This window comes from Sphingomonas sp. CARO-RG-8B-R24-01 (assembly GCF_022662295.1).
Classification (GTDB): Bacteria; Pseudomonadota; Alphaproteobacteria; order Sphingomonadales; family Sphingomonadaceae; genus Sphingomonas.
Genome location: NZ_JAKNQI010000006.1, coordinates 197,803 through 214,042 on the forward strand (window position 1 = coordinate 197,803; position 16,240 = coordinate 214,042).

Sequence of the window (16,240 nt, forward strand, 5' to 3'; positions counted from 1 at the left end):
TAGGCACGCCGCATATGGTGCGTGCCTTCCTTCTCTCGCTTCGCCAGCTGGGCGATCCCAAGATCGTCGCGGTGTTCCTCAAATCGCTGGCGGTGACGGTCCTGCTGGTCGCCGGCCTCGGGGCAGCGCTATGGTATGGCGCGACCCGGCTGGCCGCCACCTGGGGATGGGATTCGACCGCCGGCGGGCTGCTCGGCGCGATCGCGTTGCTCGCCGCGTTCGGGGTCAGCTGGCTGCTGTTCCGCGTGATCGCGATCGGGGTGATGGGCGTCTTCGCCGACGACGTCGTGATCGCGGTCGAGGCGCGGCATTACCCGCAGGCGCTCGCCACCGCGCGCAACGTGTCGCTGGGGCGCGGCATCGGGCTCGGGCTGCGGTCGGCGGGGCGCGCGATCCTCGTCAACCTCGTGCTGGCGCCGGTCTATGTCGCCTTGCTCGTGACCGGCGTCGGGACGTGGCTGTTGTTCTTTCTCGTCAACGGCTGGCTGCTCGGGCTCGACTTGGGCACGATGGTGGCGGCGCGCCACGTGCCGTCTGCGATGATGCGAGACTGGCGCAAGACCGGGGCGGTCGATCGCTTCGCGCTGGGGGTTGCGGGGACCGCGTTGTTCATGGTTCCGGTGCTCAACCTCTTCGCACCGATCCTCGGCGCGGCGATGGCGACGCATCTGTTCCATGAAGGGCGTTCTGTATGAAAAAGCTGGCCGGATCCGCGCTGCTGCTCGCGCTGCTCGGGGGGTGCGTCTCGACCGCCGCGACCACGCCGATGGCCCGTGCGCCGATGATCTCGATCCCGGCGGGCACGGGGCTCGGCCAGGTCGTGGGTGCGAGCGCGGCGAGCCTGACGCACATGTTCGGCGCGCCGATCGCCGACGTGCGCGAAGGCACCGCACGCAAACTCCAGTTCAGCAACGCGACCTGCGTGCTCGATACGTATCTGTACCCCAAGGGAAATGGCGAGCCGGTCGTGACCTATCTCGACACGCGCCAGACCGATGGCTCGCCGATCGACCGGGCCAGTTGCGTGGGGGCGTTGCAGATCGGACGGCGGAAGTAGGTCTTCTAAAAGCCCCTCCCCTTCAGGAGCGTCGGGTGAACAGCGCCCCGCGCTGTTCAGGTCATGCCGGGGGCATGACCGACCCGACGCTGGGTTGGGGTGGGGCTGTGCCTCGCAGAGAAGTTTGTTTTGCTGAACTGCCCCACCCCCAACCCCTCCCCTGAAGGGGAGGGGCTTTAAGTTAGTCTGGTCAGCGCCCAGTCGGCGGCTTCCGCTACGACCGGGTCGGGATCCTCGCGCAACGCCTGCACCCGGTCGATCAACCCCGCATCGCCGCTGTTCCCCGCCGCGATCAGGCAGTTGCGCATCATCTTGTTGCGCCCGATCCGCTTGATCGGCGAGCCGGCGAACACTTGCCGGAACGCCGCATCGTCCAGCGCCAGCAAGTCCACCAGCGCCGGGGCGACCAGTTCCGCCCGCGGCAGGAAGGCACGGTTGGCGGCGGCGGTTTCGGCGAACTTGTTCCACGGGCAGACCGCGAGGCAGTCGTCGCAGCCGTAGATGCGGTTGCCGATGCGCGCGCGGAATTCATGCGGGATCGGCCCGGCGTGTTCGATCGTCAGATAAGAGATGCAGCGCCGCGCATCGAGCCGATAGGGCGACGGGAAGGCATCGGTCGGGCAGGCGCGCTGGCAGGCGTCGCACGAGCCGCAGCGGTCGACGACGCGGGCTTCCTTGCTTGATTCTAGCTGGCTTTCTTCTTCCTCGTCTTCCCCCCTTTTTAGCTTCCCCGGCGAAGGCCGGGGCCCAGTCGCGCCGTCGGTGGAAATCGGGCGCTGTGCTTTGCCATCAGCGGCCCTCGACTGGGCCCCGGCCTTCGCCGGGGAAGACTCAAAGGGAGAAGAATTAGAAGAAGAAGCATCAGAGGCGGACGCGTCAGCCGCGACATCCCCGAACACCGCCGCCTCCAGCGTCGTGTAGATCGCCCCCAGGAACAGCCACGAGCCATGCTCCCGGCTGACCAGATTGGTATGTTTCCCCTGCCACCCGAGCCCCGCCGCCGCCGAGAGCGGCTTCTCCATCACCGGCGCGGTATCGACGAACACCTTCAGGTCGGTTCCCGGCACTTCGGCGACCAGCCAGCGCGCCAGCGCCTTCAGCGCGCGCTTGACCACATCGTGATAATCGCCGCCCTGCGCATAGACCGAGATCCGCCCGACCCCGCTTTCCCCCGCGAGCGCAAGCGGGTCGGTCGCCGGCGCGTAGCTCATGCCCAGCGCGATCACGCTGCGCACCTCCGGCCACAGCGCAGAAGGCGTCTGGCGCTGGTGCGCGCGCTCCTCCATCCAGATCATGCCGCCGTGCATCCCGGCATCGAGCCATTCGCGCAGCCGCGCAGCGGTCCGCGGCGCGGCATCGGCGCGCGCGACGCCACAGGCGACGAAGCCGAGCTCCGCCGCCTTTGCGCGCAGCCGGTGCAACAGTGTCTTGTCTTCCTGCATCGCACCCCGCTACCACGGGCACGGCTATCGGGGGAATTGGCGTTGCGGCAGGAACTCGCGGTCGACGCATCGGGGCTGGTCAAACTGTTCGGCGGGCGACGCGTCGTCGACGGAGTCGACATCGGCGTGCCCAAGGGCGCGATCTACGGCGTGCTCGGGCCCAACGGCGCGGGCAAGACGACGACGCTGCGCATGCTGCTCGGGATCATCGAACCCGACGCCGGCCATCGCACCCTGCTCGGGCATGACCGCCCCCGCGACGTCAGCGACCGGGTCGGTTACCTCCCCGAGGAGCGCGGGCTGTATCCCGCGATGCGGGCCAAGGATGCGATCGCGTTCATGGGCGCGTTGCGCGGGCTCGACCTCAAGACCGGGCGCAAGCGCGCGGTGACGCTGCTCGAGGCGGCCGGGCTTGGCCACGCCACCGACACGCGGATCCGCAAATTGTCGAAAGGCATGGCGCAACTCGTCCAGCTGCTCGGCTCGGTCGTACACCAGCCCGACCTGCTCGTGCTCGACGAACCCTTCTCGGGGCTCGACCCGGTCAACCAGGAACGGCTCGAGGCGCTGATCCTCGCCGAGCGCGACCGCGGCGCGACGGTGTTGTTCTCGACCCATGTCATGGCGCACGCCGAACGCCTGTGCGACCGGCTCGCGATCATCGCGGGCGGCAAGCGGCGGTTCGAGGGGACGGTCGCCGATGCGCGCGCGATGCTGCCGATGCGCGCGCTCTACACGCCGACGCGCGATGCCTTGGCGGTGGCGGCGCATCTGCCCGCCGATGCCGAGCATGTCGGGGACGGCTGGCGCTTCACCGTTCCCGACGGAGGCGTCGAACAGGTGCTGGGCACGCTGATCGCGGCGGGACACGGTATTTCCGGCCTGTCGATCGAACGCCCGTCGCTGCACGACGTGTTCGTCAAGGTCGTCGGCAAGGCCGCGTTGGACGACGCCGCGCAGGAGAAACAGGCATGACCCGCTTTCGTATCCTGCTCCGCCAGATCTGGACGATCGCGCGGCGCGATTTCGTCGCCACGGTGTTTACGCCGACCTTCCTGATCTTTCTGCTCGCCCCGGTGGTGATGGGGTCGTTCGGCGCAATCGGCGGGCTGGGCGCGAACGCCGCGTCCAAGGGCGCGGACGCCAAGACGCGAATCGTCGCGATCGTCGACCCGGCGCGCAGGACCGACATGGCCGCGCTCGATCTGCGGCTGCGGCGGCTGTATCGCGTTTCGGACGAAGCCCCGCCGGTGCTCCAGACCGAGACACCCGCCGCCGACCCCGCGAAGCAGGCGCGCGCGCGGTTCGACGACCCCCGCATGGACGTCGTCGCGGTACTCTACGGCCCGCTCGCCACGCCGCAGATCCTCCACACCGACCGGAGCGCGCGCGCCGGCGACTATCTCGCCGCGCTTGCGGAACAGGCGCTCCGGGCGGACCGCAGCGGGGTCGCCCCGCTCAGCGTCGCGACCCAGACGGTGGTCTCGCGCCATGCGCCCTCACTGCGCGGCGCGAGTGCGTCCGGCTTCTTCGCGGTGTTCGCCCTGTTCTTCCTGACGCTGCTGCTCGCCGGACAGGTCGTCAGCGGTGTCGCGGAGGAACGCGGCAACAAGGTGATCGAAGTGCTCGCCGCCGCGGTCCCGCTCGAATCGGTTTTTTTCGGCAAGCTGCTCGGCACGTTCGGGGTCGCGGTGCTGTTCCTCGTCTTCTGGGGGACGCTGATCAGCCAGGCGAGCATGATGATGCCCGCCAATTTCGCGGCGGGCATCGCCACCCTGACCCCGGCGATCGGCCTGCCGCTCTTCACCCTGTTGTTCTTCGCCTATTTCACCATGGCGTACATGCTGCTCGGCGCGGTGTTCCTCGGGGTCGGCGCGCAGGCGGCGAGTGTCCGCGAGATCCAGTTGCTGTCGCTGCCGATCACGCTGATCCAGGTCGCGATGTTCGGGCTGGGCGCGGTCGCGGTATCCAAACCCGACAGCTGGATCAGCACCTTCGCCGCGATCTTCCCGCTGAGCTCGCCCTATTACATGGCGGGCCGCGCGGCGCAGTCGGGCGGGCTCGGGCTGCATGCGCTGGCGTTGCTGTGGCAGGCCGTGTGGGTCGCGATCTTCATCGCGGTCGGCGTGCGCGCGTTCCGGCGGGGGGTCCTGCAATCGGGGAGCGGCAGTTTCCGCTGGAAACGCCGCGCGCGCCCGCTCGACAACGCTGTTGACATGGGTGTCAGTTAAAGGTTCTCTCCCCCCGAAGGAGAGAGCCAATGGCGACCGCAGCGATCGAGTCGGACCCCGTCCTCGTGGAGCCGGTGGACCCGCTCGATGTCAGCAGGGCGGAACTCTACCGCGACGACCTGTGGCACGAACCGTTCCGCACCCTCCGCGCGACCAGCCCGGTCCACCGGGTCGAGCAGTCGGACTTCGGGCCCTATTGGTCGATCTCGACGTACAAGCCGATCGTTGCGGTCGAATCGCTGCCCGACCTGTATTCCAGCCAGGCCGGCGGCATCACCATCGCCGACTTCATCGAGGATCGCGGTGACGTGAAAATGCCGATGTTCATCGCGATGGACCGGCCCAAGCACACCGGCCAGCGCCGTACCGTGGCACCGGCCTTCACCCCCTCCGAAATGGCGCGGATGACCGACAATATCCGGATGCGCACCGCCGAGATCCTCGACGGGCTCGACTGGAACCGGCCGTTCGACTGGGTCGACCGGGTGTCCGTTGAACTGACCACGCAGATGCTCGCGATCCTGTTCGACTTTCCATGGGAAGACCGCCGCAAGCTGACCTTCTGGTCGGACTGGGCAGGCGATATCGAGCTGGTGAAAACCGCCGAACTCCGCGCGCAGCGGCTGCAGCACATGTACGAATGCGGCGGCTATTTCCAGAACCTGTGGAACCAGAAGGTCGGCAAGGCACCAACTCCCGACCTCATCTCGATGATGATCCATTCCGACGCGATGGCGGAAATGGACCAGATGGAATTCCTCGGCAACCTGATCCTGCTGATCGTCGGTGGCAACGACACGACGCGCAACACGATGAGCGCGGTGGCGTACGGCCTCGACCGCTTCCCGGACTCGCGCGCCAAGCTGGAGGCCGACCCCGGGCTGATCCACAATACGGTGCAGGAAGTGATCCGGTGGCAGACCCCGCTCGCACACATGCGCCGGACGGCGACCGTCGACAGCGAGCTCGAGGGACAGCACATCGCTGCCGGCGACAAGCTGATCCTGTGGTACATCTCTGCCAACCGCGACGAGAGCGTGTTCGAGGATGCCGACCGGATCCTGGTCGACCGCCCCGATGCGCGGCGGCATCTCGCCTTCGGGCACGGCATCCATCGCTGTGTCGGCGCGCGGCTCGCCGAGTTGCAGGTGGCGATCCTGCTCGAGGAAATGGCCAAGCGCCGGATGCGCGTCAACGTACTGGGCGAGCCGGAGCGCGTCGCTGCATGCTTCGTCCACGGCTATCGCAAGCTGCCGGTCGAAATCAGCCGTTATTGATGCGCCCCCTGGGGGAAAGCGGCCTGCATCCGCTTGGCGAAGCACCGCGTAGCTACCACATGGAGGCTGCGTAAGCCTTTGCCCGTTGAGGATACCCCCCATGCATGATCGCCGCCACTTCCTGACGCTCGCCGGATCGGGCGTTGCCGCCTTCGCGCTGTTCGGCTGCAAGGGGGCGACCGCCAGCCCGCCCGAAACGTTCGAGATCAACCTCAGCGACGCGGCGTGGAAGAAGAAGCTGTCGCCCGCGGCCTATCAGATCCTGCGACGCGAAGGCACGGAGACGCCGTTCACCAGCCCGCTCAACAACGAGCATCGGGCGGGCACGTTTGCCTGTGGTGGCTGTGCGCTGCCCGCTTTTTCATCGAAGACCAAGTTCGACAGCGGCACCGGCTGGCCGAGCTTCTGGGCAGCCTTGCCCAATGCGGTACGGACCCGTTCGGACGGATCGCTCGGCATGGCGCGGACCGAGGTCCATTGCCGACGCTGCGGTGGGCATCTCGGCCATGTGTTCGACGATGGCCCCAAGCCGACCGGCAAGCGCTACTGCATGAACGGCGCGGGGATGACGTTCGCGCCGGGCAAGGCGTAAAGCCTGCGGTGCAAGGCTAACCCCGCGTCACCCCGGCGAAGGCCGGGGCCGTACAGTTGCCGAGCATGACTTCGGTTACGGATCCCCGCATGGCGGCCCCGGCCTTCGCCGGGGTGACGCTCAGACGACCGCGCTTCAGAAGCTGACCGTCGTGCCCGTATCGAGCGATGCCAGGATCATCGGAGCCTTGCTGCCCTGATCGACGGCATCGTCAGCGGCGTCATTCGCCGGGGCATGGTCGGAATAGATGAAGCCCTTGGTGGGATAGGCCGAGGTGCCGAGGTCGCCCTGCGGGCCGTACCAGACCTTGACCATGCTCCAGTCGCCATTCGGCGAGACGTCGATCGCGCGGACGTCGCGCTCGACACCGCCACGACGCGACCAGTTGGCGTGCGTCAGCAGGACTTCGCGGTCGCTGACGACTTCGCTGACCATCGCGACATGGCCCATGCGCATCCGGCTCGTCGCCGAGAAAGCGAGGACCGCGCCGACCTTGGGGGCATGACCGCGCGCATAATGACCGGCCGCCTGCGACCACCAGGTGTTGGCATTGCCGCGAATGTCGATCCCCGAAATCTGGCGCGCATAGGGGGCGCACTGCCAGAACTGCGCCATCGCAGGGGTCGCCGTCATCAGGCCGCACGCGACCATCAGCGCGAAGCGCGCTGTCAAAGCCTTGAAATTCATGGGACCCCCCAAGGTCGGAAACAGGTCTGGATCGTCGTTGATCCTGTCAAAGCAGGTCCGATCCCGCCTGAAAACCCTTGCGCCCCGATGAACGGAACCTTTTCCGATGAAGTGAGTTGGGCTTGCGATGACTGCCCGTTTCGGGCGTATCCCGTGCGCCCAGACGCACCTTCGCGCTCGCCAAGCGCTGACATCCGGTCTAAGAATCACCGCATGAAGCGAACCGCTACGGCGTTATGCCTGCTCCTTGCCGCCTGTTCGGGCGGCGGCGGTTTTGGCAACGATGCGGGGCTGTACGACACCAACACCACCGCGCCCGCCCCGGGTATCCAAGCCGTGCAGATCGGCGAAGGCGGTTCGGCGTTCCAGGCGTGCGCGGGTATCGGCGAAGTCGTCAACCTGTCCCCCGCCGGCGAAGCCTATCTCCCGCTCCGCGCCGCGCCCTTCGCCGAAGCGGACGAAGTCGCCAGGCTTGGCCCGGGAACGCGGGTGTTCCGCTGTACGCGCTCGCTCGACCAGCGGTGGCAGGGGGTCGTCGTGCAGCCAGCCGACGCGCCGGCAACCGACTGCGGCGTGGGGTCGCCGATCGCCGCGCCGCGCCCCTATACCGGCCCGTGCAAATCCGGCTGGGCACTCACCGGGTTCATCCGGCCGATCGCGGGCTGATCCCGCGCGTGCGGCTGCCCTGCACGGGTCGACCGTCCCGTTTTCCTGCGACGGTCGCTCACCCTGCGTCACCCCGGCGAAGGCCGGGGCCGCGTCATTACCCTGGCGCGGCCGGCGACGAAGTGCCGTATCGCCGGGGCGACGGAAGTGCGCAGCAACCGCCCTAGGCCACCCCGCTCGACCGCAACCGCGCGTCATGCTCGGCCCGCCCGAACGGAAACCGCGAGTAGCAGAAGGCGGCGAGGGCATAGAACAGCAGTTCCAGCACCAGGAACACCACCGTCAACCGGTCGATCGTCCCCACCGGTACCAGCCCGGGCTTCGCCCCGGCGGGGAATTCCGCAAACGCCAGGATCCGGCCTGCGACGAAGATCCCCAGACCGCCGACCAGCTTCTGCACGAAGAAGCCGCCTGCAAAGAACACGCCTTCGGAGCGCTTGCCGGTCCGTACCTCTGAATCCTCGACCACGTCCGACAGCATCGCCGCGCCCAGGATGAACGCCGAGACCCCGCAGGCGGTATTGGCCGCGAAGATCACCAGCAGCACCGGCAACAGCAGCGGCGAGCCCGGCACCGGAAAAAGCCCGAGAATGCGCAACAGATAGGGCGCACTCACCAGCAGCCCTGCCCCGAGCGACAACGCCATTGCGCTGCGTGCCTTGTCGCCGCCGCGCGTCAGCCCGGGCGCCAGGAAGAACGCGCCCAATGCACCCGCCATCAGCGCAACCGACAACCAGTTGTAGTCACCCTGCGCGAACAGCCAGACGAACTGGTACATGTAGAGCGAGAGCGCGAACGAAATGCCCTGGGCGGTATAGGCGAACACCCCCGCCGCCATCAGCCACAGGAACCCGCGGTTCCACACGGTCCGCCCGAAATCGCGGAAATGCTCGCCGGGCGTCTCGTCGCCCGGGGGCACCTGCGGCAGGCGCGGGATCTCCGGATGCAACCCGACTGCCGACACGAGGATCGACGTCGCCATCACCAGCGCCCCGAGGATCGCCATATGCGCGTACCCGTCGCGGTTGAGCGTCCCGACCGGATGCGTCGCATCGGGCACGAGGAAGACCGCATAGGCCAGCGCGAGCATCGCCAGCCCGCCGCCCCAGCCGAACAGGTAACGGTAGGAGAAGAGCCGCGTCCGCTCGTCATAGTCCGAGCTCAGCTCCGGCCCCAGTGCCGCGCCCGGGATTTCGAACATCGACAGCGCGATCCGCACCAGCAGCGCGCTGCCGAACACGTACAGCAGGATTGCACCCTGCGACCACGCGGGCGGATTCCACAACAGCCACCAGCCGATCGCGACCGGCAGCGCGGAGGCATACATCCACGGATGCCGCCGGCCCCAGCGCCCGCGCGTATGGTCCGACAGATAGCCGACCAGCGGATCGACGAACGCCTCGACCACCAGCGCGCCCATGATCGCGAGCCCGACCAGACCCGCCGGCAACCCGATCACCTGATTGTAAAACAGCAGCAGGAAGGTGGCGAAGCCATTGTCCTTCACGCCGTACGCGATCGACCCGATGCCGAACGACAGGCGGCTGCGCAGCGAAAGCCGTCGTGCCGCGGGCACGACGAGCGGCGCGGTCACGAGGCGAATGCCTCCAGCGCGGCGAACATCGACGGCGCCTTCGGGTCCCAGCTGTGCCGCGGGCCGATCGTCAGTCCGCCGTCCACGACGATCCGCGTGCCGGTGACGAACGACGCATCCTCGCTCGCGAGATAGGCGACCGCCGCGGCGATATCGTCGGACGTGCCGGCGCGCTGCAACGGCTGCGCCTGCGCCGCCGCCTGGCCGATCATGCCGTTCGCCATATCGCGCTTCTCCCCTGAAATGCCGAGCGCCGAGGTGAAGATGTTGGTCGTGATGAAGCCCGGGCACACTGCGTTCACGCGGATCCTGTACTGCGCGAGGTCCGCCGCGGCCAGCGTCGTGAGATGCAGCACCCCGGCCTTGGCGACCGAGTAAGCGGTCGGCGCCGCCCCGGTCTGGAGTGCTGCGACCGACGACGTGTTGACGATCGCCCCGCCCTGCCCGCGCGCGATCATCAGCGGCGCGGCGTAGCGGATGCCGAGCGCGACCGAGCGCAGCAGCAGCGCCTGCGTCCGGTCCCAATCCTCGGGCGAGATCGCATCGATCGAGTCGCGCGACCCGCCCGCGCCCGCATTGTTGAACACGACGTCGAGCCCGCCGGCCGCATCGGCGGCATGCATCAGCGCCTCGATCTCGGCTGGCTGGAGCACGTCGGTCCGCTGGAAATGGATCCGGCCGTTCGACGTTTGCGCGACCTCGGCGCCGCCGGCCTCGTCGATATCGCCGATCCAGACTTCGGCCCCCTCACGCACCAGCCGGAGCGCGGTGGCGCGCCCGATGCCGGAGGCTCCGCCGGTGACGACAGCTCGCTTGCCTGCAAAACGCATCTTACTCTCCACACTTTTGGGCATAGTAGTACGGGCGTTAAGCCGGTCAATGCGCCTGTCGACGAATGGTTTTGGAATTTCGGGTTTGCAGCGCGCGACGGTTTGGGGCATCGCGGCGGGGACACGGCTTCGCCCTCAGACGATGCAAGAGGATCCATGGCACTCGACCCCGAAACCTTCGATGCGCTGATCGACACCGTCCGCCGGTTCGTCGCCGAACGCCTTCGCCCGCTCGAGGCGCAAGTCGAGGCGGATGACGCGATCCCTGCCGACGTCGTGCAGGAAATGCGCGCGCTGGGGCTGTTCGGCCTTTCGATCGCCGAGGAATATGGCGGCCTCGCGCTGACGATGGCCGAGGAAGCGCGCGTCGCGATCGAACTCGGGCGCACCACGCCCGCATTCCGCTCGACCTTCGGCACCAACGTCGGGATCGGCAGCCAGGGCCTCGTGATGGCGGGAACGTCCGAGCAGAAAGCGGCATGGCTCCCGCGGATCGCGAGCGGCGAGATCATCACCAGCTTCGCGCTGACCGAGCCCGAGGTCGGGAGCGATTCGGGCGCGGTCAAGACGCGCGCGACCTTCGACGGGCAGGCGTATCGCCTGTCGGGGACCAAGCGCTACATCACCAATGCCGACAAGGCCGACCTGTTCACCGTGATGGCGCGGACCGGCGAGGATCCGGGCGCGCGCGGGGTGTCCGCCTTCCTCGTGCCGCGCGATCTGGCCGGGGTCAGCATCGGCGAGCCCGAGAAGAAGATGGGGCAGAAGGGCGCCAAGGTCGCCGACGTCCATTTCGACGACGTCGTCGTCCCCGCCGAGAACCGGCTCGGCGCGGAGGGCGAAGGGTTCAAGATCGCGATGCGCGTGCTCGATCGCGGGCGGTTGCACATTGCGGCGGTCTGCGTCGGCGTGGCCGAGCGGCTGATCGCGGATTGCGTCGCCTATTCAACCGACCGCAAGCAGTTCGGCAAGGCGATCGCGGACCACCAGCTGATCCAGGGGATGCTCGCGGATTCGAAGACCGAGGCGCTCGCCGCGCGCGCGCTGGTGCTGGAAACCGCCGCCGCCAAGGATGCGGGCAAGGACGTCGTCATGGAATCCGCCGCCGCCAAATATTATGCGAGCGAGATGGTCGGCCGCGTCGCCGACCGCGCGGTGCAGATCTTCGGGGGTGCTGGCTATATCGCGGATTACGGGATCGAGCGGCTGTACCGCGACGTCCGGCTGTTCCGCATCTACGAGGGCACCAGCCAGATCCAGCAGATCATCATCGCACGCGAGACGATCAAGCGCGGGGGATGAGCGTGATCTCCCTCTCCCCGCTGGCGGGGAGAGGGCAAGCGAGCGAAGCGACGCGCGGGAGAGGGGCAGTGCGGCGTGTTCACAGGACGGCCCCTCTCCCCGCCCCTCTCCCGCAAGCGGGAGAGGGAGAAGAAGGAAGAAGAATGGACACGACCAACCTGTTCCGGCTCGACGGCCGCATCGCGCTCGTCACCGGCGGCTCGCGCGGGATCGGCAAGATGATCGCGGCGGGCTTCATCGCGCAGGGCGCAACCGTCTATATCTCGGCGCGCAAGGCCGAGGTCTGTTTCGAAACCGCCGCCGAACTGGGCGAGAACTGCATCGCGCTGCCACAGGACGTGTCGACCGTGGCGGGCTGCAAGGCGCTCGCCGCGCAACTGGCCGAGCATACCGACCGGCTCGACATCCTCGTCAACAATGCCGGGGCCGCCTGGGGCGAGCCGTTCGAGGCGTTCCCGGAGAAGGGCTGGGACAAGGTGATGGACCTCAACGTCAAGTCGCCCTTCTTCCTCACGCAGGCGCTCCACGAACCGCTCAAGGCCGCCGCGAGCGCAGGCCGCCCGGCCAAGGTCATCAACATCACCTCGATCGACGGGCAGCGGCTCAACCCGTGGGAAACCTACAGCTATCAGGCGTCGAAGGCGGCGCTGATCTATCTTACCAAGCGGATGGCGGCGCGGCTGGTGACCGACCACATCAACGTAACGTCGATCGCGCCGGGCGCGTTTGCGAGCGAGATGAACAAGGCCGCGCGCGACCACGGCGAGGCGATCGCCAGGAGCATCCCCGCCAAGCGCATCGGCGTCGACGAGGACATGGCGGGCGCGGCGATCTATCTCGCGAGCCGCGCAGGGGATTATGTGATCGGCGACACGATCACGGTTGACGGCGGGCTGGTCCACGCCGCGCTGGGGACGAGCATCGACGCGTAGGTCGGGCCGTCGATCCCGGGCGGAAGCCGGGGCCCAGGGTTACAGGCGGATCCCCGCGGAACCCTGGCGCCGCGCTTTCACGAGGGCACCGGCACGGTCGTGCGTCAGCTCACCCCCTGCGGATGATGCGGCTGGAGGATCAGCACGCCATCCTCGACCCGCCAGGATTTCAGGCGCGACAGGAAGTTCATCCCCACCACGTTCATGTCGCCGAACGCGGGTGACACGACCACCGGCACGTCGCGCGCGACGACGTTGCCGATCCGCATCTCCGCCACCGTGGCCGTCTTCGCCTCGACCGTGCCGTTGGCAGTCTGCATCATTACGGGCATCACCGCGTCGCCTGGCTCAATCCCCGCGGCGGCGGCCGTGTCCGCGCTGAGCGCGGTGACGGTCGCCCCGCTGTCGACCAGCATCCGCTTCTCCATGTCGCCGATCTTGACGCGCACCCAGAAGTGGCCGTCGGGCGACATCCGGACATGCGTTTCCCGCCCGACCGCCTGTTGCTGCCCCAGTTGGAAGCGCTGTGCCATGCGCGCGAACATCGGGTCGAACTGCGCGCGCTCGGACAGGATCACCAGTACCAGCACGATCGATCCGGCGGTCATCGCGAACGACAGCAATCGCCCGATGAACGGTACGCGCCGCGCCAGCAGCATGACCGCGACCACGCCGGCGATCAGGAGGTACAGTGGCAGATGGCCGCCAGGATTGGGGATTGCGTTCACCATCCCGAGATAATGCGCCGCCCCGCCTTTAGAAAGGCTGACGGGCGGCGCGCGCCATGCCGACGAGCGCTATTCCATCACCGCGAGCAGGCGGTCGACCGTGGTCGTCGCAAAGGCGGTGAAATTGTCGGCGACTCCGTAGGGGATCATCACGTCGCGACCGGAGGCGATCGCGCCGCAACTGTAGACGACATTGGGAACATAGCCGTCCCGCTCGGTCGGGCTCGGCTTGAGGATCGGCTCGGGCGTGCGGGCGAGCAGCTTCGACGGGTCGTCCTTGTCGAGCAGGCACGCGCCCATGCAATAGTTGCGCACCGTCCCGACACCGTGGGTGAAGACCAGCCACCCCTCGTCCACCTCGATCGGTGATCCGCAGTTGCCCATCTGCACGAATTCCCACGGATAGCGCGGCGAGACGATCTTGCCGCCCCCCTCCCAATGCAGGATGTCGTCGGACGTGTGGAGCCATATGCTCTCGCTGTCCTGTCGCCCGAGCATCGCGAACTTGCCGCCGATCCGCCGCGGGAACAGCGCCATCCCCTTCGCCCCCGCCGCATCACCGGTCAGCACGCGCATCTCGAAATTGCGGAAGTCGATCCCGGTCAGCAGTTCGGGCCGTGCCGTCGCGCCGCTGAAGGCGGTATAGGTGCCATGGTACATCACCGTCCCGTCATCCTCGACGAAGCGCACCAGCCGAAGGTCCTCGATCCCCTGCTTCTGGCTCGGCAGGATCGGAAACAGGACCGTCTCCGACACCTCACGGCTGCCGTCGCACTGCAGGTGCACCACGCCGGACTTCTCGCTCTCGATGATCGGCGGAACGGCGATCGGGCTGGGCGTCTCGATCGTCGGCGCGCTGCCGGGGACCCAGTGCCCGGCGCGGAACGCCACCGACGACACGTGCCCCTCGCCGATCCCGCGCAGCGACATGACGAAGCGCAGGCCTTGTTCGGGTGCCGGCGACGCCGCCTCGACCAGCACTGCGCTGGGGTTGAACAGCGCGGCGGCCTCGTAGGAATATTCCTCGCTGAAATAGGCCCCGATCAGGCGACGCTGCGAATCGTTGGTTTCGGGCATCGACGGCAGGCTCGCCGCGATCGCGTCGAAGCGACGCAGCAGCATGGTGTCGACATCGCGGTGCCGCTCGTCGAGCGAGTCGGTGATGCGCGGCAACTCCTCCGCCAGCGCGGCGGCGTCGAGCGTCATCACCCGATCGACGATGACCTGCACGCGCGAATGGCCCGGGGCGCGAAACGCCTCGGGATATTCCAGTTCGAATGGCCGCACCACGGTCCGCGCGGGGTCGGGACGGAGGATCAGATCGTGATGGTCAAGAACGGGTGTTTGCGCTGGCATCGACTAACCCTCTGATAGCACGGAGCAAGAAGTGCCGCGCGCTCGCGCCGCTCAACGCGCCGCCGCGGTGCGCGATCCGACCTTGCCTGTGTCAAACCGTTTCCGGCGGATCGAACGGACCCGCCGCCCGATCCCCCGGTAGCGCGTGCTACAGGCTTGGCCGAAGAAACACCACGCACCAGCGGCAGCACGGGTCGCAACCCGTTTCGCCTTGCACGTCAGACGGTCGCGACGCGTTGGCCGCTTCTGCGGCGCGCGGCACCGCCGAGCATGCCAAAGCCCACCACCATCATGGTCCACGTCGCCGGCTCGGGCACCGCCAATGTGTCGAGATAGCTCTGATAGATTTGCCCCGTCGTCTCGGTCGAATAGGTCAGCGCATCGACGCTGAGGTTCCAGCCAATGGCGTCGAACGCGGCCAGGTCGAGGCCGGTCACCGCACCGGTCTGCGAATAGCAGAAGGTCGGATCCATGATGCCGTTGCCGACCGCACATTCCGCGGTGTCCTTCCAGTGCGACGCCTGGTCGCCGTCTCCATTGTAGAGGCCGGTCGCAAAGCTGTTGCCGAACAACGCGGTTGCCCCGCCGTCGACCGAGAAATAGGGCGTGCCCCCGACGGTCAGGTCGAGCACGGGATCGTTGCCGGGCACCAACCCGTTCGGGTCGCGGCTGTATCGGAACATGTCGAGCGCGCTGAACAACGCCGTGTCATTGATATCGAACGGTACCACCCCGGCTCCAGGACCGTTGGGGGAGCCATAAACGTCAGGATAGTCCACACCCGAGACAAAGCCGAGCGCATGGCCGATCTCGTGGATCGCAACGCCGATGAAGTCGATGGTGTTGGCGGAGATGCCATCGCGTGGATCGAAATCGAACCCGAAGCTGCTGCTGAAGGTCACGCTGCCGTCGGCTTCGCCCGGCGTGTCCACGGTGCCGCCGATCGCCTTGACCACCGACGAGTTCAGGGACAAATCCGTGCTCGAGACCTGGCCGGCGGTGACGTATTGATAGGCATCCCCGACATTCTGCGTGCCGGTGGCATCGACCCCGTTGGTAATAAAGGTCGCAGCGCCCCCCTTCAACATCGGCAGGACGATATTGCCGTCGATCGCGGAATTGCTCTTGGTCGCGAGCACCCCGTTTTCCCAGTTCTGCACCGTATAGTCCACCGCCCGACTGCTGGTCGATCCGATGATCCCCGGCCCCAGCGGGCCGAACTTTACGTCGAGATTGATCACCGCAGTATTGGTGAACATCTTCGACCAATAGTCCGCGGCAACGGCAAATCCCAGCGCCGCCGGAGACCCGGTCACCCCGCCCTGATCGACGAGGTTGATCGTGGATGCATTCCCGTTCGCCGTCGCAAAGAACGCAACTCCGCAGAACAGCGCGATTTTCTTCTTCATACACTTCGCCCCCCGGCCATGTTTGCAGAAAATTCTTACCGTATTGGGGAGAGTGGCATGTCTTAACAATTCGTCAAGCAAAGGATGTATGTTCTATACATCAAACAGGGTGTGCGACGGACCAGGCTGTCACGCTG

Annotated in this window: 16 protein-coding genes; 9 read left to right on the forward strand and 7 right to left on the reverse strand. The window is 67.3% G+C overall.

From position 1 onward, the window contains the following. Nucleotides 1–14 precede the first annotated feature (14 nt). Nucleotides 15–695, forward strand: a complete 681-nt coding sequence (locus L8G49_RS13355; protein WP_242138558.1) for an EI24 domain-containing protein — start codon at nucleotides 15–17, stop codon at nucleotides 693–695. Then, the gene (locus L8G49_RS13360; RefSeq protein WP_242186304.1) at nucleotides 692–1,057 is read left to right on the forward strand and encodes a hypothetical protein; all 366 of its coding nucleotides are present in this window, start codon (nucleotides 692–694) and stop codon (nucleotides 1,055–1,057) included. The genes L8G49_RS13355 and L8G49_RS13360 overlap by 4 nt, the downstream gene beginning before the upstream one ends. Nucleotides 1,058–1,233: 176 nt before the next feature. Here L8G49_RS13360 and queG read toward each other — a convergent pair whose 3' ends face one another. Beyond that, nucleotides 1,234–2,499 (reverse strand): tRNA epoxyqueuosine(34) reductase QueG, encoded by a 1,266-nt coding sequence (gene queG, locus L8G49_RS13365; RefSeq protein WP_242186305.1) that lies wholly within the window; start codon nucleotides 2,497–2,499, stop codon nucleotides 1,234–1,236. A 36-nt stretch (nucleotides 2,500–2,535) separates the two neighbouring features. On the opposite strand from queG, the gene L8G49_RS13370 reads away from it, so the two are divergent. From L8G49_RS13370 to msrB, 4 genes are all read left to right on the forward strand, one after another. Beyond that, the gene (locus L8G49_RS13370) at nucleotides 2,536–3,474 is read left to right on the forward strand and encodes an ATP-binding cassette domain-containing protein (protein ID WP_242186392.1); all 939 of its coding nucleotides are present in this window, start codon (nucleotides 2,536–2,538) and stop codon (nucleotides 3,472–3,474) included. Beyond that, nucleotides 3,471–4,730: an ABC transporter permease gene (locus L8G49_RS13375; protein ID WP_242186307.1), complete on the forward strand. Its 1,260-nt coding sequence runs from the start codon at nucleotides 3,471–3,473 to the stop codon at nucleotides 4,728–4,730. The genes L8G49_RS13370 and L8G49_RS13375 overlap by 4 nt, the downstream gene beginning before the upstream one ends. A 29-nt stretch (nucleotides 4,731–4,759) precedes the next feature. Next, nucleotides 4,760–6,007, forward strand: coding sequence for a cytochrome P450 (locus L8G49_RS13380; RefSeq protein ID WP_242186309.1), 1,248 nt, complete (start codon nucleotides 4,760–4,762; stop codon nucleotides 6,005–6,007). Between the two features lie 100 nt (nucleotides 6,008–6,107). Beyond that, entirely contained in the window at nucleotides 6,108–6,599 is a 492-nt protein-coding gene (msrB, locus tag L8G49_RS13385; RefSeq protein WP_242186312.1) for a peptide-methionine (R)-S-oxide reductase MsrB, read from the forward strand. Nucleotides 6,600–6,734: 135 nt separating this feature from the next. Here the strand turns inward: msrB and L8G49_RS13390 are convergent, their stop codons facing one another. Then, nucleotides 6,735–7,286, reverse strand: coding sequence for a CHAP domain-containing protein (locus L8G49_RS13390; protein ID WP_242186313.1), 552 nt, complete (start codon nucleotides 7,284–7,286; stop codon nucleotides 6,735–6,737). A gap of 213 nt (nucleotides 7,287–7,499) precedes the next feature. Between L8G49_RS13390 and L8G49_RS13395 the strand changes: the two genes are divergently transcribed. After that, nucleotides 7,500–7,952, forward strand: a complete 453-nt coding sequence (locus L8G49_RS13395) for a hypothetical protein (RefSeq protein ID WP_242186315.1) — start codon at nucleotides 7,500–7,502, stop codon at nucleotides 7,950–7,952. A gap of 163 nt (nucleotides 7,953–8,115) precedes the next feature. Here the strand turns inward: L8G49_RS13395 and L8G49_RS13400 are convergent, their stop codons facing one another. Both L8G49_RS13400 and L8G49_RS13405 read right to left on the reverse strand, forming a co-directional pair. Next, on the reverse strand, nucleotides 8,116–9,546 hold the full coding sequence (locus L8G49_RS13400; RefSeq protein ID WP_242186317.1) for an MFS transporter: 1,431 nt from the start codon (nucleotides 9,544–9,546) through the stop codon (nucleotides 8,116–8,118). Beyond that, a complete protein-coding gene (locus L8G49_RS13405) occupies nucleotides 9,543–10,376 on the reverse strand; it encodes an SDR family NAD(P)-dependent oxidoreductase (protein WP_242186318.1) in 834 nt (277 codons plus the stop codon). Before L8G49_RS13405 ends, L8G49_RS13400 begins: the two co-directional genes overlap by 4 nt. A gap of 156 nt (nucleotides 10,377–10,532) precedes the next feature. Between L8G49_RS13405 and L8G49_RS13410 the strand changes: the two genes are divergently transcribed. Further along, entirely contained in the window at nucleotides 10,533–11,678 is a 1,146-nt protein-coding gene (locus tag L8G49_RS13410; RefSeq protein ID WP_242186320.1) for an acyl-CoA dehydrogenase family protein, read from the forward strand. 143 nt (nucleotides 11,679–11,821) lie between these two features. Continuing rightward, a complete protein-coding gene (locus tag L8G49_RS13415) occupies nucleotides 11,822–12,610 on the forward strand; it encodes an SDR family oxidoreductase (protein ID WP_242138547.1) in 789 nt (262 codons plus the stop codon). Between the two features lie 104 nt (nucleotides 12,611–12,714). On the opposite strand, the gene L8G49_RS13420 is transcribed toward L8G49_RS13415, so the two are convergent. From L8G49_RS13420 to L8G49_RS13430, 3 genes are all read right to left on the reverse strand, one after another. Further along, a complete protein-coding gene (locus L8G49_RS13420; RefSeq protein ID WP_242186322.1) occupies nucleotides 12,715–13,341 on the reverse strand; it encodes a TIGR02281 family clan AA aspartic protease in 627 nt (208 codons plus the stop codon). A gap of 66 nt (nucleotides 13,342–13,407) precedes the next feature. Beyond that, a complete protein-coding gene (locus tag L8G49_RS13425) occupies nucleotides 13,408–14,694 on the reverse strand; it encodes a glycoside hydrolase family 130 protein (RefSeq protein WP_242138545.1) in 1,287 nt (428 codons plus the stop codon). A 218-nt stretch (nucleotides 14,695–14,912) separates the two neighbouring features. Then, nucleotides 14,913–16,103, reverse strand: a complete 1,191-nt coding sequence (locus L8G49_RS13430) for an NF038122 family metalloprotease (protein ID WP_242186323.1) — start codon at nucleotides 16,101–16,103, stop codon at nucleotides 14,913–14,915. Nucleotides 16,104–16,240 lie beyond the last annotated feature (137 nt).